Annotated in this window: 20 protein-coding genes; 1 reads left to right on the top strand and 19 read right to left on the bottom strand. The window is 50.1% G+C overall.

All coding sequences use genetic code 11. The features are described from left to right. Positions 1-293: 293 nt before the first annotated feature. Positions 294-1,568, top strand: coding sequence for an adenylosuccinate synthase (locus QZ375_RS07610; RefSeq protein ID WP_295217556.1), 1,275 nt, complete (start codon positions 294-296; stop codon positions 1,566-1,568). 466 nt (positions 1,569-2,034) lie between these two features. Here the strand turns inward: QZ375_RS07610 and QZ375_RS07605 are convergent, their stop codons facing one another. The 19 genes from QZ375_RS07605 to QZ375_RS07515 all read right to left on the bottom strand — a co-directional run bounded on the left by QZ375_RS07605 (position 2,035) and on the right by QZ375_RS07515 (position 22,407). Beyond that, on the bottom strand, positions 2,035-3,264 hold the full coding sequence (locus QZ375_RS07605; RefSeq protein WP_295217554.1) for a U32 family peptidase: 1,230 nt from the start codon (positions 3,262-3,264) through the stop codon (positions 2,035-2,037). After that, entirely contained in the window at positions 3,245-4,789 is a 1,545-nt protein-coding gene (mltG, locus tag QZ375_RS07600; RefSeq protein WP_295217552.1) for an endolytic transglycosylase MltG, read from the bottom strand. Before mltG ends, QZ375_RS07605 begins: the two co-directional genes overlap by 20 nt. Further along, positions 4,782-5,378 carry a 5-formyltetrahydrofolate cyclo-ligase gene (locus QZ375_RS07595; RefSeq protein WP_295217550.1) on the bottom strand — a complete coding sequence of 199 codons (597 nt, stop codon included), beginning with the start codon at positions 5,376-5,378 and terminating at the stop codon, positions 4,782-4,784. Before QZ375_RS07595 ends, mltG begins: the two co-directional genes overlap by 8 nt. Then, entirely contained in the window at positions 5,371-5,913 is a 543-nt protein-coding gene (locus tag QZ375_RS07590; protein WP_295217548.1) for a DJ-1 family glyoxalase III, read from the bottom strand. The genes QZ375_RS07595 and QZ375_RS07590 overlap by 8 nt, the downstream gene beginning before the upstream one ends. A 75-nt stretch (positions 5,914-5,988) precedes the next feature. After that, on the bottom strand, positions 5,989-6,897 hold the full coding sequence (locus QZ375_RS07585) for a phosphatidylglycerol lysyltransferase domain-containing protein (RefSeq protein WP_295217545.1): 909 nt from the start codon (positions 6,895-6,897) through the stop codon (positions 5,989-5,991). Then, complete coding sequence (locus QZ375_RS07580) at positions 6,891-7,565, bottom strand: thymidylate kinase (protein WP_295217544.1); 675 nt, start codon at positions 7,563-7,565, stop codon at positions 6,891-6,893. Before QZ375_RS07580 ends, QZ375_RS07585 begins: the two co-directional genes overlap by 7 nt. After that, complete coding sequence (gene thyX / locus QZ375_RS07575; RefSeq protein WP_295217541.1) at positions 7,558-8,325, bottom strand: FAD-dependent thymidylate synthase; 768 nt, start codon at positions 8,323-8,325, stop codon at positions 7,558-7,560. The genes QZ375_RS07580 and thyX overlap by 8 nt, the downstream gene beginning before the upstream one ends. Positions 8,326-8,629: 304 nt before the next feature. Continuing rightward, on the bottom strand, positions 8,630-10,177 hold the full coding sequence (locus QZ375_RS07570; protein WP_295217539.1) for an alpha/beta hydrolase-fold protein: 1,548 nt from the start codon (positions 10,175-10,177) through the stop codon (positions 8,630-8,632). 141 nt (positions 10,178-10,318) lie between these two features. Further along, positions 10,319-11,290: a glycosyltransferase family 2 protein gene (locus tag QZ375_RS07565; RefSeq protein ID WP_295217537.1), complete on the bottom strand. Its 972-nt coding sequence runs from the start codon at positions 11,288-11,290 to the stop codon at positions 10,319-10,321. 26 nt (positions 11,291-11,316) lie between these two features. Beyond that, positions 11,317-13,815, bottom strand: coding sequence for a hypothetical protein (locus QZ375_RS07560; protein WP_295217535.1), 2,499 nt, complete (start codon positions 13,813-13,815; stop codon positions 11,317-11,319). 435 nt (positions 13,816-14,250) lie between these two features. Next, positions 14,251-15,435, bottom strand: a complete 1,185-nt coding sequence (locus tag QZ375_RS07555) for a glycosyltransferase family 4 protein (protein WP_295217533.1) — start codon at positions 15,433-15,435, stop codon at positions 14,251-14,253. A gap of 4 nt (positions 15,436-15,439) precedes the next feature. Continuing rightward, complete coding sequence (locus QZ375_RS07550) at positions 15,440-16,627, bottom strand: glycosyltransferase family 4 protein (RefSeq protein ID WP_295217531.1); 1,188 nt, start codon at positions 16,625-16,627, stop codon at positions 15,440-15,442. Positions 16,628-16,653: 26 nt separating this feature from the next. Beyond that, the gene (locus QZ375_RS07545) at positions 16,654-17,205 is read right to left on the bottom strand and encodes a hypothetical protein (protein WP_295217529.1); all 552 of its coding nucleotides are present in this window, start codon (positions 17,203-17,205) and stop codon (positions 16,654-16,656) included. Next, positions 17,186-17,374 carry a hypothetical protein gene (locus QZ375_RS07540; RefSeq protein WP_295217526.1) on the bottom strand — a complete coding sequence of 63 codons (189 nt, stop codon included), beginning with the start codon at positions 17,372-17,374 and terminating at the stop codon, positions 17,186-17,188. Before QZ375_RS07540 ends, QZ375_RS07545 begins: the two co-directional genes overlap by 20 nt. 69 nt (positions 17,375-17,443) lie before the next feature. Beyond that, positions 17,444-18,556 carry a glycosyltransferase family 4 protein gene (locus QZ375_RS07535; RefSeq protein WP_295217524.1) on the bottom strand — a complete coding sequence of 371 codons (1,113 nt, stop codon included), beginning with the start codon at positions 18,554-18,556 and terminating at the stop codon, positions 17,444-17,446. After that, positions 18,553-19,062 (bottom strand): hypothetical protein, encoded by a 510-nt coding sequence (locus QZ375_RS07530; protein ID WP_295217522.1) that lies wholly within the window; start codon positions 19,060-19,062, stop codon positions 18,553-18,555. The genes QZ375_RS07535 and QZ375_RS07530 overlap by 4 nt, the downstream gene beginning before the upstream one ends. A 142-nt stretch (positions 19,063-19,204) precedes the next feature. Then, a complete protein-coding gene (locus QZ375_RS07525; protein WP_295217521.1) occupies positions 19,205-20,263 on the bottom strand; it encodes a methyltransferase domain-containing protein in 1,059 nt (352 codons plus the stop codon). A gap of 113 nt (positions 20,264-20,376) precedes the next feature. Then, the gene (locus QZ375_RS07520) at positions 20,377-21,630 is read right to left on the bottom strand and encodes an ABC transporter ATP-binding protein (RefSeq protein WP_295217519.1); all 1,254 of its coding nucleotides are present in this window, start codon (positions 21,628-21,630) and stop codon (positions 20,377-20,379) included. Beyond that, complete coding sequence (locus QZ375_RS07515; RefSeq protein ID WP_295217517.1) at positions 21,631-22,407, bottom strand: ABC transporter permease; 777 nt, start codon at positions 22,405-22,407, stop codon at positions 21,631-21,633. It lies immediately after the preceding gene. Between the last annotated feature and the right edge of the window lie 135 nt (positions 22,408-22,542).

The raw sequence follows: 22,542 nt of genomic DNA, 5'->3' as shown, positions 1-22,542 counted from the left end.
TCCGGGTTCGGACTTTCACCGAACTATTTTATCTGCACCGAACTGGCGCACCCTCCTGTTGTTATCATAGCATATCCCTTCTGGGTTTGCAACAGAAGTGCGATAGTCGGTCGATTTCGGTGAATAGGTGGTATTTGTTTACTTGATGAAAACACAGCATTTCTCCCAAAAAAGAAAAATTTCTGCAAATTCTATTGCAATTCTGCGTAAACCCTGCTATAATAGAACTGTATGCTGCAGTGAATGCTGCAACCGAAAGAAAATTCTGTAATTTGGAAAAGTGAGGAATTCTTATGCCTGCAAATATTGTAGTCGGTTCACAATGGGGAGACGAAGGAAAAGGAAAGATCATTGACATTATGGCATCCAGAGCAGATGTGGTCGTTCGTGCCACAGGCGGTAACAATGCCGGTCATACGGTGGTCAACAACGGTGAGGTCTACAAGCTCCACCTGATCCCCTCCGGTATTCTGTACCCGGATACTCTGTGCCTTATTGGCGCTGGTGTTGTCCTGGATCCCAAGGATTTCATATCAGAGCTGGATGGTCTGGAAAGCCGTGGTATTTCCACTGCAAATCTGAAAATCGACCCCCGTGCCCATGTGGTAATGCCGTGGCATATTGCACTGGATGGTCTGTCAGAGCAGTTCCGGGGCAATTCGGATATCGGTACCACAAAGCGTGGTATTGGCCCTACTTATATGGACAAGTATGAGCGTTGCGGTCTGCGTGTGTATGATCTGGTACATCCGGAAATTTTTGCGGAAAAGGCACGTACTACCGGTATGCTGAAAAATAAGATCATCACTGCCGTTTATGGCGGCGAGGCATTTGACCTGGACGCTGTCATTGCAGAATATATTGAGTACGGCAAGCGCCTGGCACCCTATGTGGATGACGTTTCTGTGCTGACCTATGAGGCAAACAAGGCAGGCAAGACCATCATGTTCGAGGGTGCACAGGCAACCCTGCTGGATATCGACTTCGGTACCTATCCCTATGTTACCTCTTCTCACCCGATTTCTGCTGGTGCCTGCATCGGAGCTGGCGTTGGTCCGAAAATCATCACCAACATCATCGGCGTTGCAAAGGCATATACCACCCGTGTGGGCAAGGGACCGTTCCCCACTGAGCTGGAGGACGAGACCGGCGAACTGATCCGCAACAAGGGCGGTGAATTCGGTACAACGACCGGCCGTCCGAGACGTACCGGTTGGTTTGATGCTGTGATTGTTCGTCATTCTGTCCGCACCAATGGTCTGGACGGTCTGGCAATCAACAAACTGGATACCCTCAGCGGTATCGGTACGCTGAAAATGTGCGTTGGTTATGAAAAGCCCGATGGCACTGTGCTGAAGGATTTCCCGGCAGCACTGGAATCCCTGGCAGACTGCAAGCCGATTTATGAGGAATTTGAGGGCTTTGATGAGGATATTTCCGGCTGCAAGAGCTTCGACGAACTGCCGGAAGCCTGCAAAAAGTATATTGCACGTCTGGAAGAAGTCTGTGAGTGTAAGGTAGTTATGGTGGGCAATGGTCCGGATCGCAGCCAGATCCTGGAACGGTAAATAAAACGGATCTGTTTTATAAACAGAAATAAAATGGCGTACAACTCCGAATTTTAGAGTGTACGCCGTTTTTGACAAATTTTATAAATTATGCTATACTATACTTGCTGCCAACTCCAAGCCGAACTCGGGGAGGAGGTGAATCCGAAGTGGAGATTTTAACGACTTTTCTTGTCTCCGTTGCGGCATGTATAGTTTCATACTACATCTGCAAGTGGTTGGACGGCGGCAAAAAGTAAATCTTAGGCAGCCAACCCAAACATAACAAAACGACACCCACCGAAGAAGCAGTTCGGTGGGTGTCACTTTTTTGTGAACCGTTGTGGAGATTCATTAACTTTTACTATTATGATTATACCACAACAATAAGCATTTGTCAAGTGCGCAAAAATCATTTTGCAAAATAGTCCGACTTTGCTTATTTGGGTTAATGCCTTAAAACAGAGTGTGTATCAGAATCACACGATTATTCGCAGGAAAACGGTTTCCGCACCACACTTCCCGCCGGAAACGTCTTTTCACAGGCAATGGAACAATCCATCATGGCATGATTTGCCGTTTCAATGACTTCACCGTTACCGTTCTCCAAACTCTCTGCGGCCACTGTCACAGGCGGCTGCCCTGGCGCAAGAATTTCCAGGGTATCCCCGGCAAAGAAGCGATTCCGCTGGGTCAAATACAGCCGCCCGTCACGCCATTTTTGCACCACAGCTACCACATCGCAGTTACGCACATAGCTGCTGCTTTCATAGCGCTGACTGGCATTTTCTCTGCCGTAGAAAAATCCCGTGCAGTATTCCCGATGGCTGACTTGTACCACTTCATCCAATGCCCATTGCGGCGCAGGCTGTCCGGACAAGACTGCATCCAGTGCCGCACGATAGGCATTCGTCACAATTGCCACGTAATATGCCGATTTGTTGCGCCCTTCGATTTTCAGGCTGTCCACGCCGGCGTCCAGCAGATCCTGCAAATGGTCGATCATGCACAAGTCCTTGGCATTGAAAATATAGGTGCCCTCGTCTGTCTCCTCTACAGGGAAATACTGTCCCGGCCGGGTGGACTCCATGAGATGATAGTTCCAGCGGCAGGGCTGGGCGCATGCACCACGGTTGGCGTCCCGCCCTGTGAGATATGCCGACAGGAGACAGCGCCCGGAAAAGGACATACACATCGCACCGTGGACAAAGACCTCCAGTTCCATATCTGCCGGAATTTTCGCCCGGATCTCAGCAATTTCCTCCAGAGACAGCTCCCGTGCCAGTACTGCACGCTTGACGCCCATATCGTATAATGCCTGGCAGGATGCGTAATTTACAATGCCGGTCTGGGTGGACATGTGAATCTCCATGTCTGGTGCAAGTTTGCGTGCCGTTGCCAGAAGTCCCAGATCTGCCAGAATCAGCGCATCTGCTCCGGCATCTGCTGCCTCCTGCAAAAACTGTGGAAAGGTGGGGATCTCCTCATTCCGGGGCAGAGTATTGCAGGTCAGATAGACCTTTTTACCATATCGGTGCGCCAGCGCCACAGCCTCCTGGAGCTGTTCTGCACTGTGGAAATTGCTTGCCGCCGCACGCATACTGAAACTTTCCCGTCCCAGATAGATTGCGTCTGCACCATAATCCAGCGCTGCTTGTAATCGTTCCAAGTCGCCTGCCGGTGCCAGAAGTTCCGGCTTATTCCTCAGTGTCGCCATCTCCAGCGTCCTCCGTTTCCGCTGCGGCTTCTTCTGCCGCTTTCTGCTGTTCCTTTACCTTTTTCTGGTTTGCGTCATGCTCTTCCAGTGTCTCTGCAAAGAATGTTTCCTTGGTGTTGATATTGGAGTAGAAATAATAATAGTTGGTGTTTGCTGGATAAAGTGCAGCATAAATGGCATCACTGCCCGGATTGCAGATAGGACCTGCCGGCAGACCCGTGCAGGTGTAGGTGTCATAGGAATCATACATTGCCTGATTGTAGGATTGGCTGTGAGGCTTGATAACTTCTTCTACGTATTTTGTGGTAGGGTCAGACTGCAGCAGCGGATATTCTGAAGCATTGTTCAGGCGATTCCAGAATACAGATGAAATGGTCGCCATCTGTTCTGTGTTGCCTGCCTCTGCCTGGATCATGGATGCCAAAATAATGGTTTCATCCAGGGTCATGTCCAGGGCTTCCATGCGGTCGTAGTATTCCGGCAGGATCTTGCTGTTGAAATTGCTCAGAATTTTCTGACACACCAGCTCAACATTCATTTCCTGATAGAATGTATAAGTATCCGGGAAGAGATAGCCTTCCATGTGATAGAATTTCTCGTCCTGGAAGCTGGGGAGATATTCTTCATAGGCAAAGCCGAACTTGGCATCATTGTTGAAATAGTCCAGAAATTCCTCGGAATCGCAGACATTATTTTCTTCCAGCAGATCTGCTGCATCTACCAGCCGGATTCCCTCGGGGAATGTAATGCTGACAGAAAGGGCGTTGTCCAGAGGGTCACTGACTAGTTCGCTCAGAATGGTTTCATATGCCATATCCGGCCGCAATTCGTGGTCGCCGGGTTTGATATCTTTGTCTTTGTCGCTCATGCCGGCGATCAAGACAAAGAAACTCGGCTTTGAGATAATACCGTTTCCCTCCAGCGTTTCTGCGATTTCATCCATGGATGCCCCTTGGGGAATCGTGACAATTTTGGTGGAACTGTCGCTGTTGATGCCCAGTAGATCCTGACCATAGACGATCAGGAGACTGGACAGCAGCACAGAAACGGCAATAATGACAATGATCATGATCAAAGCACTGATGCCACGGTGCTTTTTCCGTTTTTTCCGGGGACGTGCCTCCGGGGTGTTATTATGTATCGGTTCCGGGCGGAAGGGTTGACTTTCGCCTTCCAGATCGTCACACAGAGGATCGCTGACGGAATAGGGGCGGGATTGGGGCGTCGTCTCCCAGCTGTTTTCCGAAAAAGTATTCTCTTTCTGTACCGGACGGGATGCCGTAGAAACAGGTTCCGGATCGTAGGCAAGGGATGGTGCAGAGGACTGCTCCGAATCCAGCACCTGGGGTTGTTCCGGCGCAGAAAAAGCGTGGGAAACAGATGCTTTCTGTTCTGGCTTCGGCTGGCGTTCCGGTACAGCCTGGGGCGGTTCTTCTCTGGGCGTTTCGGCGGGCATTTTCTGAGACGCCGTTTCCCGTAATATTTCATCGAGCAGTTTGTCTCGGTTGTAGTCTTTGTTATCCATTCCATACCTCCAACGGATATTCGGTGGCGATGCCGTCCAGACGCTGGTCTGTCGGTTCCATGGGGACTTCATCTGTTATAAATATTGAAGCAGCGTAGCCGATCTTCAGCAAAAAGGGGTATTTCTCCAGAAAGCGGTCATAATATCCTGCGCCATATCCCAGCCGTCCGCCCATGCGGTCGAAGGCAAGTCCCGGCACAAGGCAAAGGGGATGTGCCGCCTCATCCGGTGTCACTACAGGCAGATCTTCCAGCGGTTCGAATACGCCGTATGTACCAGGACTCAGCTGTACTGTGATGTCTTTGTCTGGATACAGCCTGTGAAACTGCATGGTTTTGTCCGGGAGACAGCGTGGTACTGCCACGCATTTGCCGTCCGCCAGTGCTTGTCGCAGGATTGCCATGGTGTTTGGTTCTTGTGGCAGGGACACAAAGCAGAATAGCTGTTCACATGCGCTATAAAGCGTACTGGATAGAAACTGCTGTGTCATCTGCTGATCCAGCGCCTGTTTTTCCAAAGACGGCAAATTTCGGCGCTTTTGGCGCATGTTCTGTCGCAGCTGCTTTTTGGCAGCGATCTGGTCAGTCACAGAGAATGGACGCCCGGATCTGTGCCTGCGTCTCCTTGCCCAGCATTGCGCCCACCAGGGTCAGACCAAAGTCCACTGCCACGCCAGCGCCTCTTGCAGTAATGATCTTGCCATCAGTTACCACGCCGGATGTGCTGATCTCTGCGCCGGTCAGTTCCTTTTCAAATCCCGTATAGCAAACGGCAGTTTTTCCCTGGAGCAGCCCCTTGTGTCCCAGAATAGACGGCGCAGCACAGATAGCACTGATCCAGCGGTCATTTGCGGCGCAGTAGTCGATGGCTGCCTGTACCACAGGGGATGCTTCTTCGTTCAGAGTGCCCGGCATACCGCCTGGCAGCACGATCATTTCCATTGTGGCATCTATGGGCAGTTGGTCGGCAGTAATATCTGCTGTTACGGAAATGCCGTGGGAACCGGTGACGATCTTCCCAGTAACGCCTACTGTAGTCACATCCAACTTAGCACGGCGGAGCATATCCACTGGTGCCAGGGCTTCTACTTCTTCAAATCCTTCTGCTAAAAATACATAAATCATGGGAATAATCCTTTCTTTTTATCATTGTAGGGACACGGGCGGATGATATCCGCCCCCTACAAATATGACCTTGATTTAAAACAATTGTTCCGGCGTATCGCATACTGCTGTCCACTTTTCCAGCAGAATTGCCGGATAATAGGAAAGCTTGGACTTCCGCAGTCCTGGTACGCCCAGATCTTCTTCCCGGTTCAGATAGGTATACCCTTTGGCAAAATGGGCAGCAAACTGCTGCGCCATAGCCGGATATGCCCCGTGATAGCGTGTGTCTGCCTTTTCGATATGCACGCCGAATACGTTGCTGCAAATGGGTTCACCGATGGAAAAGGCAACAAGTTCGCCGTCTACACGGAGCACGCCGCCACAAAGTTCTAACTTTGCAAAATGCTCGAAAAAGGTGTGGATGGCGTACTGTTCTATGACGCTGGAGGTGTCTGTATAGCCGTCTTTTGCGTTATAGCTATGGGCGGCAAAGGCAATGCACTCGTCAAAATCCGCCAGCGTCATTTCCGAAAAAACAGCGCCGTATTTGGAAAACTGGCTGATATGGTTGCGCTTTTTATGATATTTTTTCCCGGACAGCGCTGTGAATTCCTCTGTCAGGTAGAGGTAGTCGGCACTGTCCCGGTCGTTGTGCAAAGAAAACATGCCGGGAAATGCCTGTTCCAGAACAGGCATCGTCCGGTCTGTCAGTCCGGTAATAATCAGGGGCTGATTTGCGGCAGCAGCATATTCTGCCATTGCCCCGATAACACGGCGGTAGTCACCTGTTCCCGAAGGAAAGGAAAAATGAGGTGCGCCGTCCTCTGTGGCAAAGGCACAGATGAGATAAAAGTCCTCAAACCGGGCGATTCTGGAATCCGCAGCACGATGCCATGCCAGATTGTTGGCGAAGCTGTATTCACAGCCCATAAAGTCTGACTGTTTCAGTGCTTTCTGGATCCAAGACCGGTCGGCAAGGGTAATCTCCCGAAAACTCAGCATCCGAGTTCCTCCTGTATTTGCCGGAACAATTCGTCCCGGATCTCCGTAATCGAACGCAGGGAAGTGCCATCAGCGCATTCGATCCGATGCCAGCCCAGCCGTTCTCCGGCATAGCGTGCCGCTCGATCGCACTGTTCCAGATATTGCAGATCTGCCTCATGGATATCCTTTTTGGCAGCGTCACCCTCATAGCGTTTGGAGAGCAGCTGCTGGGATAATTCCAGAGGCATGGACAAAAATAGTACCAGATCCGGCTTTGGCAGTCCCAGCTTGTTGTATTCATAATCCTCCAGCCACGCCAGATAATCGTCCCATTGTTCTGTAGGCAGCTTGCTCATCTGATGGATGGCGTTAGAGGTAGTGTAGCGGCTGGCGAGGATCCACTCGCCGGCGCAGTAATTTTTTTCCCAGTCCAGCTTGTAGTTGGCGTAGCGGTCTACGGCGTAAAAGCTGGATGCTGCATAGGCATTGACACCGCCGGGGGTGTCGGAAAATTCTCCATGGAGATACATTTTCACCAGCGTTGCCGAGGGCTTGTCATACATGGGAAAGCTGATGGGCTTCACGGTTTTGCCGTGTTCCCGGAGCAACTGCTGCAATGCTTCAAACTGGGTGGACTTTCCGCAGCCGTCCAGCCCGTCCAGTACAATGATCTTTCCCTCAGCCATTGTGGATCACCTCAAATTTCTCCCGGACTTCCTTTGCCTTACCGCAGCTCATTTTCCCCTCCGTACAGCTGCCGCAGCAGCAGGAGGGACCGGCTGTCCGGAACAGGGAGGGTGCGACTTTGCAGCAGAGCCGGAGCATTTCTGTAGCAACGGCACGGATCTCCCACTGTGCCCGGTTGCAGCAGCGCAGCCGGAAGAAGTTCCGCAGACTGCGGACATTCATGGTCAGTACCATCTTGGTCTCACAGGCATTGGGGAGCACATAGCGCGCATCCTCAATGGCTTTCTTTTCCGCCTTGGAACGGGCTGCTTTTTCCGTCAGTCCCTGCGCCAGGAATTCCGGCACATATTTTGCAGCAAGTGCATCTGCCAGACGGTTGTATGCGTCGATGGACTGCTGCATTGCCGCCTGGTATTCTGCCTTCAGCGCAGGGTCTGCTTCAATTGCCGGAGGTGTGATATAGACAAACTGATCCTGCCGCACATAGCGTTGGCTCTGTACGGAATAGGAGGCAATGCGGTGGCGTGTCACCTGTGCCAGAAACGACCGGGATACGCCCTCAATGCCGAAGGTAAAGGTCACATGTTCCACGGGACTTTCATGCCCGAAGCCGTCCAGCATTTCCACAAATTGTTCCGCACGTTCCAGGGAAATGGCATCCCGCAGTTCTTCTACTCCCGTATCCGAATAGCACAGCCGTGCCGCCGCTGCAACTGTCTGTTCCGGCTGAGGCGTATGTGCCAGCAAAACCACTTTCATCGAATCACTCTCCTTTATATATACCCTTTTATTATAGCATTATTCCGTGGATAAGTCAACCGGGTGAGAACAAAACAAAAACATTCCCTGTAGAGAAAATCACGCTTTCGCCGTGAAATGTAATTCATGGAATCGTTTTCGTGGACACGACACGCCATATCACTACAGAAAGTGTAGCGGTATATCAAAACGGGCGGCTAAGGCGTAGTACCAATAAAGAAATAAAGCCCGAAAGCGGTTGATGAGAACTGCTTTCGGGCTTTATGATTCGTTTACTCGCATAAATCAGAATTTTCGCCTTCAATTAACACGGATACGTTTCTTTCAGATACTCAGCCAGCATTTCAGGGATATACTGGTAATGATGTGAGTCATATAATTTGTAAGTCAGGTCTGCACCATGAGCTTCAAGTCGTTCTTTCAGCTTCGCAGTACCTTCAAGTGTCGTATCGTGTCCCTTATAGCTATCAGCATAGTCGGGATCCTCCTGTGAGCCTGCACAGAGGAACACACTTTTACTGAGCTTTTCGTTTCGGTCAAAATAACCATAATCATTCAAAACATCATCCGAACTGATATTCTCATGATCATTGTAATTATAAAGTCCCCACAGTGCAGGACTGCCGATGATGTAATGGCCAAACGGCTGATTATCGAACTTATCCGAATTGAACAGTGCATAATGGGTAAACACGCCGCCGTCAGAATGACCATAGAGCGTTGAATTTGCGCAGTCAATATTGTAATTCTCAGTAAGATAGGGCATAAGATTGTCCGTAACAAAATTCAGAAGCTTATCACGATTTATTACAAGATCAAAATAACGAGTATTTCCGTCATCGTATGGAGTGTTGTAGCTGTACCACATACTTACAAGGATAACAGGTGAAGCTTCACCGTTCTCCATAAGCTTTCTCAACTCAGGACAATTACCGAAGCGCCAGATGCCGTCAGTCAGGAAGAATACGGGATAAGTCTTGCTCTTGTCATAATCGGGAGGCAGCGTCACATGCACAGTGAATTCCGTGTCCATTTCTTCGTCGTAAATGCTGATCTCGTCAATGGAATCCTGAATGGCCTCCACTGCCTCACGTTCATATTCCCATTCACTTCTGTAATCCTCATACCCCAAATACAGCGAGGAATCCTGCGGATCGACTGTGCCTTCAGGTAAAATCTCATAATCGCCTGTTTTCAAAGCTTCATTGGCAACCTGCACATAAAGGACATCTTGTTCAATCTTCTCATCAGAATACCCGAATTTGGCATCCTCCTTTCTGATCCAGTCAAGATACGCCTCGAATGTTTCAAATGACAGTTGCTCCATTTTGGACTCACCGTTCTCATCCATTGTAGAGGTGGCGAATACAATCAGCCCACCATCATAATCAGGATCAGAGTACGGAATAACATACGTCATGAGATAACCATCAACAAGAATGTAAGGATTAATGGGAATAGCGTTCTCACCTTTTTCCTCGGAGATCCTGATTTCCTCCATAGCCGTTTCGTATTCTTCATCGGTTATCAGGTTCTGGTTATGATTGTTTTCGACATTCTCTCGCCACTCTTCAATACTTAGTGTACAAAACTCCACACTTACCTTATGCTCTGTCTGCTCAGTGCTTGTTGTTTCTTTTGGTTCAATCAACAGCGTGAGTTCATGCTTGTCTACTCTTTGACGCTCGTCTTCTGTCATTTTGTTGGTAAGCTTTGTGGGAGATACTGTCTGCGATTGCTCCTGTATTTGCTCAACAGAAGAAGAACTTTCCGTGCGCTCTGTGCTTTGATTGCAGGCGGTGATTGGTAATGTCATTGCAAGCAATAAAAAGAATGTGACTATTTTTTTCATTATCATTATACCTTTCTGCTTTAAATTCCGATTTATCTTAGTAATCATTACATCACAAAACAATCTCTTTGTCAATAATAATGCTATGATTAAACTTCGTTATGAGTGCAACCCTAATAGCCGCCCCTACACGTAAATTTTTTATTCATCATCCGGTGTCTTTTCTTCCGGATTTCCATCATAGTCCATTTTACGCACATGATACTGCACATCTTCCAGAAGTCTCCGGTTTGCTGAGATAGTATCCCCCAGAAGTCCCAGGGTAATGGTCTGGAACCCGATCATAAGCAATACTGATGCCAGAATGAGCGACTGGATATGACCGCTGCCGGTTCCCATAAAGAAATACACCAGAAACCGGATGCCAACGGCCAATCCCAGCACAAACAATATCGCACCGATGGTGCAGAAAAATTGCAGAGGACGATACATTGCTACAGAACGGATAATGACCGAAGCGGAACGCTTCATATACCGCCACATGCTGGAGAACAGCCGGGACGGGCGTGTTTCCGGGTTCGTGCGGATGGGTACAGACGCCACTGCCATTTTGCTCTGTCCCGCCTGAATGATGGTTTCCAGCGTGTAAGTATATTCGTTGACCACGTTCATACGCATGGCAGTCTCTCGGGAGTAGGCACGGAAGCCGCTGGGGGCATCGGGCACTTCGGTATGAGACGCCACACGCACTACCCAGCTGCCCAGGTGCTGGAACTTTTTCTTCTTCCAGGAAAAATGCTCTGTCTCATCAATGGGTCGCTCGCCAATGACCATATCGGCTTTTTTCTCCAGAATGGGACGCACCAGCTTTTCGATATCCTCACCGCAATACTGGTTGTCCGCATCAGTGTTCACAATAATATCTGCACCCAGCCGCAGGCAGGCATCCAGACCAGCCATAAAGCCCCGTGCCAGGCCCTTGTTCCGGCGGAAAGAGACGATGTGATGGAATCCCAGTTCCCGGGCTTTCTGCACCGTCTTGTCCTTACTGCCGTCGTTGATGATCAGGTATTCGATGGTATCAACGCCGTCAATGTGTTTGGGCAGGTCATTGTATGCCAGTTCCAGTGTTTCTTCCTCGTTATAGCAGGGAATTTGAATGATCAGCTTCATAATTACACAATTCCTTTCCTTTGCAGTTATGCCATGGGTGTAAATACCAGGGATTCCAACGGAAAGCCCAGTTCACGGGCATCTCCGGCGGCAACCCGTTCTGCTTTCCACAGATCACATTGCAGTGTGACAATATTCTGCCCATCCTGCACCAGTTCCGCCGGAATGCCCAGAGAGAGAGAACTGCCGTTGTTGCTTTCGTCCACTGTTACTGTGCCTGCCGTTTCTCCGTTGATCTGGACTGTCACGGAATAGGACTCCAGTTCCAGCGCCTCCAAGGGCATCAGACAGCCCATGGTGATGGTCAGCGTATAATCCTCTGAGGACAGCTGACAGCGCACTGCGGCATCCTCTGTATTCGACCAGCAGAAGTCCTGTTCCAGAGTGCCAAAACCCCGGTATTCCTCTGCGGCACATTCTTCCGCTGGATATTCCAGCCGTTCCGACAAATAGCGATACATGGTCACCGTATTCTCTGTGATCTGATATTCCAGGGGCAAGGGAGAAATACGTCCTCTGCCGCTGACATTGTCGTCATTATACTGGGTTACATCGTTGGAATACACCAGCTGAAACTGGTCGTCAAAGGCTTCTGTCCATTCTCCCTTGCCGATATAATATACCATATCGTAGGTCTGGGACAGTTCCTCTGCCTGTGACGCCAGATCATCCCCCAGCACAGGATACGCCGCCGCACCGGTCATGGCACGCAGCGGCAGGTACAGCGTCCACATGGCATCGCTGTCTACAATAACGCAGTCCTCCGAGGTGATCTGCGCCGCAGTTTCCTCCAGCACATCCCACTCCAGACGAGTATCGTCCTTCATGACCGCAAGAAACCGGTCATATGGCGCTACTGCCACAAGACCTGCCGCCATAACCGGCAATGTTACCCGGGCACGAAGTCGGTCAATGGTCATCGCACCAAACAGCGCCGCCACCGGGATAAACGGTGCCAGATACCGTCCATAGTAGTAGAAATACTGCACCTCAAACCGCAGGAATGCCGCATAGAACAGCACACAATAGAATGCCGTCACAAGCACCACGAGCCGCTGAGGGGATTCCAGATAAAACCGAGGACGCAGTACGCCTAACATCCACGCCACTGCCAGCAGGAAGAAACCGGTATTGCACACATACCCCCAAAACGCCGTCCCTCGGAATATCGCCAAAGGGCTTTCTGCCATGAAGCATCGCACCAAAATAAACAGCACCAGCGGAATCAAAAGCGCCTCTACCAGGAGAAATCCGATTTTCGTACTGCGGAAGCGTTCCAGATAGCTTTCTGGTGACAGATGGGCACATTTCCGGTGTACGAACTGCCGGACTGCCCAGATATAGATACCGCAGAACACCAGTGCCACTGCGCATACCAGCGGTACAAACCAGGGCAGTTCCTTCTGGGTAATGCCAAGCCCGAAAATGGGGCTATAGTTATTCATAGTGTAGAACGGTTGGACGTGGCGCATGGCGAAAAAACTCACCAGATATCCCAGCACCGTCACCGGCATGAGCACAGCGAAGCACTTGCGGCGTGTGAACCAGTACATACCGCCATAGAGCACCACGAACATGGGGATCATGGTGTAAATGGACACATGGAAACAGCCGAACACTGCCACCGGGAGAATAGACATCCACTGCCGTTCCGGGTGCTCCTGATCCGTGAGAAAGTAGAGGAACAGCACCATGAGCACGCCGAGAAATCCCTCTGTCAGGGCAGATTTTGCCACCCAGACAACGATAGGCGAAGCCGCTGTAACTGCACATGCCAGCAGACTGGTACAGGAGCGCAGCTTCAGATTCCGGCAGGTGAAGAACACCAGGAAAATGGTACAGAAATAGAACAGCGTCTGTACGCCCTGCATCTGCGCCATACCGAAGATCGTTCCCCACATGGCGAGGATGGAGGCAAAGGTGGGAATGCCGTGGTAAATACCCGAAACCGGACTGACAGAAGTGTCGTATACCGTTTCGGGATAGCCATCTGGATTCCGGTCATAACCGATGAGCCGCTGGCGAATGCTGTCGAAGAATTCGCCCTGCTGCTGTTCCGACAGCAGATGATATTCCTGAAAATCCTGCTGCCGGTCGGTGAGCCCGTTCATGAAATTGATCGCTACAGTCTGATACACGCCCTCATCCTGTCCCATGCCGAAGAAGCCGTGCTTTACGGCAATGAGTACTGCACCGCAGCAGCACACCAGGAGCGGGATCCAATGGGGTCTGATATCCCACGAGGTCTGTACCAGTTCCCGCCAGGGTATGGCATCCCGTTTCCGGCGTACCAGCACTGTACCGATACCCGTCAGGAAAATCAGACCAGCCGTGGCACAGGCGCATCGGAACAGCCGAAATTCGTCCAGTACAAAAAGACCCATGCCAGCAATGATCCAGGCACAGAACCAGTAGACCACGCCCAGCACCAGGATTTCCAGCACATTGCTTTTTTTCCACCAAATACCCACTGTCAGTACTGCAAAAATGACGCCCAGCAATACCACCCCAGAAAATAAATTCATTCTGTATCAATTCCTCCTTATTTTAAAAGCCCCAGACAGACGGAACGCAGTAATCACAATATGGATAAGATTGCAATACGTAGGGCGGGGGCTTGCTCCCGCCGTCATAGTAATGATATGCAAATGTTAATTCGAACAAATTATACGGTTTTCGTTGCAAACGTCCCACCGGGACGTTTGCAAGGGTTTTCTTGATAAAATGGTTTCACAAGGCGGGGCGGTCTTGTTCGCCGCCTCGAAAAAGCTGTCGCTTTTTCTCACCACCCTCTCCGTGGCGCAAAAGAATGCGCCAGGGTGTTTCGCCGCCTGCTGGCGGCGACCAAGGCTCCTCGCCCTGGACCTCGCCAGCATTTTTGAAAAATTGCTGGATCAAAAAACTTCATTAACAAGCTACCTTTTTAAAACCCGTAACGTAATAATCCAAACTTTCCGTTTTTACTTCCCCACGCTCTCGATCACCGCTGAAAACTTCTGCATGATCACATCCCAATCATAATTCCGGGTAATATACGCCCGTGCATTGGCGCACATCTGCATATATTCCACCGGATGGTGCAGCAGATACTGCACCGCACCCTCAAACTCAAAGTAATTCGCATAGAACAACCCACCATTGCTCTTGGTGCAGTGCCCTTTCAATACCGCACAGGCACCATTCACCAGCACCGGCACAGACAGGGACATTGCCTCCAGCACGGAAATGGACAGACTCTCAAACTTCGACGGCAGCACCAGTGCCTTTGCTCCGGCAATGCCGTGGAACTTGTCCTCCTCCGGCACAAAGCCCAGAGAAATGATATCCGGGTGCTTGGGAATCCGGCACACTGCCTTGCCCATGAGCACCAGTTTCAGATCGCCGCCGCAGCGTTTCTTATACTCCATGAAATACCGGAACAGCATGGGACAATCCTTCCCCTCGTCAATGCGTCCCACATAAATGAGATAGGGGTCGGTGATGCCGTACTGCCGCCGGAACTGCGCCGGATCGGGATCACAGGGAATATCCACACCAGTACCCATGACATCACAGGGAATTGGCTCTGTTTTCGGGAACTGCCGCCGCACCAGCTTCCGTTCCTCATCCGTCAGGAATACAAAGGCTTTGGGTCTGGTAAATAGATTCTCGTAAGTGAGAAAATGGAGATAGGGTTCCTCGTGGGCAGTGGGAATGAAGATAGCCTTGTCCGCCACTTCCGGCAGTCCCATGACCGTCAGATAATAGAGATATGTCACGAAAATGAACACATCATAGTCGTCCTTATGCTTCCGGATATAGCGGATGCACGCCGGGGAATAGGGACCCTGCTTCTCGAACCAGGTGCGTTCCTTCGCCAGACTGCGCTGTCCCTGAGAAAGTTCCTGCAAATATGCTTCATTGTAGCTGTTGAAATCCCGGGCACGGAGACGCTCCACCGGAAACCGCCGCACGGTAACACCGTGAATGGTCTCCACATCACGGGCATACCAATCCTTCCAGGTGGTATAATCCACCGCCTTTGTGGTGAGCACTTCCACCTCATAGCGGTTTGCCAAACGTTCTGCAATGAGCCGTGCATAATATTCCGAACCGCCGTTGACCTCCAGACCGTACCGCTGGTTGACGATCGCAATCCGTTTCATGTTTTCACTCCTCTGTCAGCTTTTCGAAAAAAGCCTTGTATTTTTCCACGATCACCGACCAGTCAAAGTTTTCCCTGACAAACTGACCGCCGTTTGCACCCATCTGTGCTGCCTGTTCCGAATGGGACAGTATGTACTGCACACAGCCCTCGAATTCGAAGTAATCCCGGAAATACAGTCCGCCGTTGGAACGCTTTGCAAAATCCCGTGTAACAGCGCACTTGGAATGCACCAGCACCGGTCTGCCGCAAAGCCAGCTCTCCATAATGACCAGAGAAAAGCTCTCGTTATGGGACGGTTGGCAGAGCAATTCCGCCGCCGCCATGGCATTGTATTTCTCCTGGGTCGTCACAAAGCCCAGGTCATAGACATCCTCCTGCACCGACGCCGGGATCTCAATCTGTCCGCCGCCGATGAGTACCAGCTGTAAATCACTCTCCTGCCGCCGCTTGTATTCTGCAAAATAGCGCAGCAGCGTGTGGACATTTTTTCCCGTATCCTTCCGCCCAGCATAGAGCAGAAAGGACTTTTCGATGTGATATGCCTGGCGGAATGCCTCGGCATCCGGGTGAATCTCCGTATTCATGCCGATACCCATGCAGATCTGCTCCGTGGAGGAGAAATCATACACCCGTCCGGCAAGCTCCATTTCCGGCATAGCGTTGTAGATCATGCCACGTGCCTTCACATATGCCTGGCGGAACAGCCGCAGGTACACATAGGCTTCATCATGAAAACACGGAATGAGCACAGACTTTTCTGGGCAGACCTGCATCCCGTGGTAAGTCGTTCCGAACATATAGGGGATGAACACATAGAGGGAATATTCCTCCGAGGCATCTGCCAGGTATTCGTACAACTGAGGGCTGTTGACCATTTCCTCCACAAAGGTTTGTTCCTCCTGGAGCGAAATACGCTGTCCCTGCATCAGTTTCCGGTTCACCCGATCGAAAGCAGCCACGTCCCGGCGGCGCACGGGAAACCGGCGCACCACAATATCATCCAACACGGCAGTGCCAGCAGCATAGTAGTTCTCATTCCAGTCCGCTGTGAATTCCTTGACGCATGTGGTGAGGATCTCCACCTCCATGCCTGCCTGCTGGAGATGGGTCGCAACCTCACGCAGCTCCATCTCTGCACCGCCGGGAATATTTTCTCCGTACCACGGAATGATAAATCCGATTTTTCGCATGTTTCAAATCTCCACCCTTAATTGCATTACAGACTCATGTACATGGGAATACACCCATCTAAAAATCTGGACTTGGATTGCAGCATAAATTCTTCAAATCTTGAAAATCCATTTTTGAGATAAAAATTTTCTGCTTTGAGTACGGCGTAAAGAATAATGTGATCTGCACCGCACTCTTTTTCTGTAAACTCATAAATACGGGAAATAACACTGCCAAACAGAAAATCACTCAGTGTCCCATCATCTTGATGGGATGAATAAGGCACATGTTGATATGCTGTATCCATTGCAAACATCTTAATTTCCACTGCCGGATAAATTGTAAAATGATGATGACTTTCCACCACGAACCCCGAACAGCTCAGCGAATAACAACAGATCACAGAACCATCAGCTTTATCCCGAATGGCAAATGTAACAGCCTGTGCGTCTTTGTGTGCATGTTCCTTGATATATTCGTCGATCACATCATTGCCGCAATGAAAGGATCGCATCTCTTCTGCACTGAGTTCACTTAGACGCACGGGTTTGCAAAGTGCAATCGTTTCTCCATAGAGATTACTTTTTTTCATTTTCACTTTGCGCCATCTGCTCCTGGATTTTTTTCGCCCGGAAAAGAATCTTTTTTTTCATTTCTGCATCTGCTTTTTGCTGCAAAAATTCTTCTGCTTTTTCTTCCCGTACAAAAATGACATTTTGCACCGGTTTTGCCATAATATCAAACATATGCCGTTCCTCCTTTTCCATGACGCACACCTCCACATATAGTATACCGCAAAGGTGTAAAATGTTGCCCTATTTTCTTCTGAACATCGCTTATTTACGCTTTCTGGACTTCTTCTTCGCACACGGCGGCACCTTTTCCAGAAACTCCCGGATCTGCTGTTCAAACAGCTTCCGGATCTCCCCATAGGCAAAGTCCTGCTGGCGTCTGCGCTGTCCTGCCACGATCTCCCGGCGCAGATCCCGATTCCGGATGACACGGTCTGCCATAAGAGCTGCCTCCATGGGATCATTACTCTGGAGCAGCACACCGCTGCCGCCCAGGGTATCGGAAATGGCTGACGAATCATATGCCAGAATAGGAATCCCGAAGTACATTGCCTCAACCAGAGGCACGCAGAATCCCTCGTGCTCACTCATACACAGAAACAGATCTGCCAGGTGATAATATGCCAGGATCTGCGCAAAGGGAATATGCCCGGTGAACACCACATTGTCCAGTTCCAGCGCACCTACATAGCGGCGCAGGCGGTGATAATACCGTTCCATGCCCGTATAAGAACCAACCAGAAACAGCCGTGACTTGGGATTACAGTATTTTTTATAGCAGTAAAATGCCCGGATGACATCCTCCTGCTTCTTATTGGGCGCAATTCTGCCCACAAAAACAAAGTTCGTATAGCCGTCGTTCTCATAGTGCGCCATGACCTCCGGGTCAGGTGTCTTGGCATAGTCCGAAAAGGGAATGAGAATGGGCCGCACCACAATGGGACAGCGGTAGTTCAGTTCCCGGAGTACTGACGCATTATAGGCGGAATCCGCCATGCAGTAGTCCACCTTGTCTGCAAGGTGACACAGTCCACGCATCCCGTACTCAGAGATCTCTGTCAGAGTGTCATTATACCCCTTAAAATACCGGGGCGGCGTGATATTATGGAAAATCATCAGCTTCCGACAGGCGTACTGTTCCAGAGAAAAACTCAGATCCGTTCCCGTGGATTTGTGATAGAGGATCACATCCTCCCCGGAGAACCGGGGCATTTTGTCCACGGTCTGAGCTGTGCCCTCCGGCAGCCGGCGGTCAACGGTTTCCGCATAGATCCCGGTCTGAAAGCCCATATCCCGGAGCACCTTGGACAGCGCCAGTACATCGTTTCCGATGGCGTCCCCCATGCCCATGGTGGGCAGCAGCTGGATCACCTTCATCGTGTCCCCTCCTGCTCCAGCTTCGCCTGAAGCTGTGCGATCTGCGCCTGCATCTGTTCCATCGCGATCCTGGAGTTCTTCTGCTGCAATTCCAGTGCTTCGATTCGTTCCAACAATGCCTTTGTGCTGTGCATCCGGGACTCCTGGATATACAGCTCTATCTGAGACTGTGCCTGAGCAATATTGGCATTTAAACTGCTCTGTTCTGCGGCATAGGGTTCCACATAGAAGCTGACCAGCTTGCGGATGACTTTCTTGAAAAAGACCCCGATGGGATTGCCCGACAGGGGACGATAGGGATCTACACGGTGATTTGCATTGACATACTGCACATTGCCGTGAAGCATGTCCGCATCGAACCGCTCGGAATAGTCTCCGCTGTCAGCATCGCCGGGTACATCAGCAAAGGACAGCATCTCACTGCTATATCCCTTTTCTTTGATCTCTGCACGAATGCCCTCCATGATCTCTGATACATTAATGGACGAATTCGTCTGATTCTCCATAAAAACTCCAATCCTTTCCTAAATATGGATTTCTCTGCAATCGGAACGAGGTATGCAACATCAGCACCGCCTATGACGATACTTTTTCAATCGTGAGCGAAACGAATTTCCTTCATTCCTAACCCCGAATTCCTCATTCACTTTATTTCACAGCAACAATGGCATAATCCTGGCTGCCGTACAACATTTTTGCTGTCTCCTGCATGGCAGCGTTGAATTCCGCCACGTTTTCTCCTGAACAACGCAGTTCCGGAATGGTCTGCGCCGGGCGGCTGCTTTCTGTATAAATGATCTCCGTCTTAGTGAAACCTGCCTTTTCCAGATAATACTGCATGGTCAGAGGATGCACTGGCTTCACATGAGACGGGTCAATGTAAAACGCATTGGTATAGATAGACAGGGACGTAGGATTGGGCGTTTCCACAACCAGACAGCCTCCGTCCTCCAATTTTTCATAGGCAGTGCGGCAAAGGGTCATGATCTGCTCCGGCGTCAGATGCTCTACCACCTGTCCCACGAAAATGCCGTCTGCCTTGTCCATCTTCGAAAGATATGTCACACCGTCTCCGCAGACAGCTTTCAGCCCCTGCATCGTGCAATACTCCACATATGGCTCGTAGACATCTACACCCACTGCCGGGATGCCCTGCTCCTGCATGAGGGAGAGAAATTCTCCTCTGCCGCAGCCCAGATCCAATACATGCTGCTTTCCAGTGAAATAAGGCAGGTACTGCCGCTGTGCATTCTTGATCTGTTCCATAGGGCCACGGAAGTGATTCTCGAAGTCAAAATATTCAATGGTGTCATAGGTCTGCGCTGGCATAGCCGATGTATTCTGTGCCGCCCCAGTCGTTTCCGCTGGTACAGTATCCGCTGTCTTTGGCATATGCCGTTGCATCTGCCGAAGCTGCACTTTCAAACAATCCAGATTGCTCTGAAGCGTGGACAACTGTGCGTTGTTGTTCCGCAGATTCACACATGCCTGTTCAAGATCCTGCCGCAGCTGCTCGTGTTTCTGAGATAATCTCCAAAGCTTCTGCATATCGTCAATCTGCTTCTGCATATCTGCCATTTGCTCTGTCTGCTTCTGCTGTGCCTGCACAAGATCCCGTACCAACCAGCCGAACAGCTTTCGTTTCATCCAGCCCTTTATGCCCTTTTGCTGCTGCATATTCTGCCATATTTGCTCGAAATTCTCCATGTCCCATCCTTTCCACCAGAGCCTGTTTCATATCTTTTCCCACGCATCTTTTTGGTGAATTTTGTTGCTTTCTACGTTAAAAATCTACGCAGAAAAAGTTATAAAGCAGACTCTCAGATGATCTTCCACTGATGGGGAATCCGCATGACACCCACATCTCCCACTGAAGCCGTCATCTGAATGGTCACGGCTTCTTTAAAATAATCCACCGGCACACCGTCTCCGGATTCGATTGCCAGATCCAGTGTATACGTGCCCGGCAGCAGCTGCAAGGTCTCCATCTGCAATTCCGCTGTACCATCCTGGGTGAGATCAAAAGGCGGCAGCTTGTCAATGCGTGTGTTCGTACCATAGCATTGTACACCGTCCTGACGGAACACACCGATGCCAAACACGGCATCCTCCACCGGTTCTTCCACGTGATACTGCACCCGGATCTGCACCTGTTCGCCAGTCTGGAACACACGCTGTTCTGCGCCTTCTCCATCACAAACCTGGATCTGCCGGATGCGTGCCTTGCCGTTTCCCCAGCGGTTTTTCTCCTGCTCAGCCGTTTCCACCGCTGTATCCGTTTCCTGCTGTTTGCGCTCCAATTCCTTTTTGGCAGTTTCCTGCATCTTCTCGCCCATGAATTCCATATATTCCAGATCGACATCCCGTGCCGGACCTTCGGCACGAATGAGTCCATCATGAATCCAGATAGAACGCTCGCAGATCTGTTCGATCTGTCCCAGAGAGTGGGACACAATGACAATGGTCGTTCCACGTGCCTTGATCTCCCGAAGTTTATTGAAACATTTTGCCTGAAAATTGGCGTCGCCCACGCCGAGGATCTCATCAATGAGCAGTACATCTGCATCCACATTGATAGCAACGGAAAACGCAAGGCGCATGTACATTCCAGAAGAATAGGTACGCACCGGATTGTCAATAAACTCCTCCAGTTCGGAAAAATCAATAATGGTCTGAAGCCGCTGGTCGATCTCTTTTTTAGTCAGTCCGAAAATGGACGCATTGGTATAGATATTTTCCCGTCCGCTCATATCCGGGTGAAAGCCAGCGCCCAGTTCAATGAGGCTGGAGACCCGTCCCTGGATCTGGATGCTGCCGCTGTCTGGATAGAGAATCCGGGTCAACAACTTCAGGGTGGTACTTTTGCCGCAGCCGTTATGGCCGATGAGTCCCACTGCCTCCCCACGCTTTACCGTAAAGGAGATCCCCCGCAGCACCTGCCGTTCCTCATGGCGCCGGCGGTTCCGGAACAGAAGCCGTTCCTTGAAGCTCTGCCCCTTGTCCAGATAGACCTTGAATTGTTTTTTCACATTGTCAACGACAATGACGTCATCCTGTTTCATGTCTGTCCCCATTTACAATTCCTCCGCAAAACTTTTTTTCAGTTTCCCGAATATTACCGTTCCCAGCACCAGGAATATTGCCCCCAGCACCACAGCCTCCAACAGACTGGACAGATCCGGTACTCTGGAATAATACAGCACATCCCGATAGCAGCTGATGACAGAGGACATGGGATTGATATGATACACAAAGCGCAGCTTTTCCGGGATCATATCAATAGAATAAAAAATAGGCGTCATGTACATCCAGATCATAGTGATAATGCCTAAAATATGCTCCAGATCCCGGAAATACACCGTAATCGCCGAAGAGAGCATCGCCATACCCAGAGCAAGAAAATATTCCACGATCATAATCACCGGCAGACATAAAAGCGCTAGAGGATTAAGAGGTACTCCAGCGATCACCATGACCGGAAAAATAATACAGAAACACAGAAGCATATTCACAAAGCAGCTGGTCACATAGGAAATGGGGATGACCTCACGGGGAAAATAGATTTTTTTCACCAGGTCTTTTTGTGCAACGATAGAACTAGAGCCGCCGGTAATAGCGGAGGAAAAGAAAATCCACGGGATCAGCGCCACAAACAGGTAGAGATAATACTTATCGATGCCTGCCTTCATAATATAGGTGAACACGAAGGTATAGACCACCAGCTGCATCAATGGGTTGATAAATGTCCAGAGAAAGCCGAGGACAGAGCCTTTATACCTGCCCCGCAGGTCTTTTTTCACCAGACTGAAGATCATCTGGCGATACTGATAAATTTCTTTGCATAATTTCATAGCATTGTCCTGTCTGTTTTAGATTTGAACAGGAAGAAATGCAGAACTGCTGCCCTGCCTTTTGCAATTCCTGTCACACAATACACGTATATTTTATTATAACCGATTTTTTGGAAAAAGTCAATGTTTTTGGTG

The sequence above is a fragment of the Ruminococcus sp. genome, assembly GCF_019417665.1.
Lineage (GTDB): Bacteria > Bacillota > Clostridia > Oscillospirales > Ruminococcaceae > Ruminococcus_C.
Note: the sequence above shows the minus strand (reverse complement) of the source record. Positions and strands in the feature narration are given on the sequence as shown.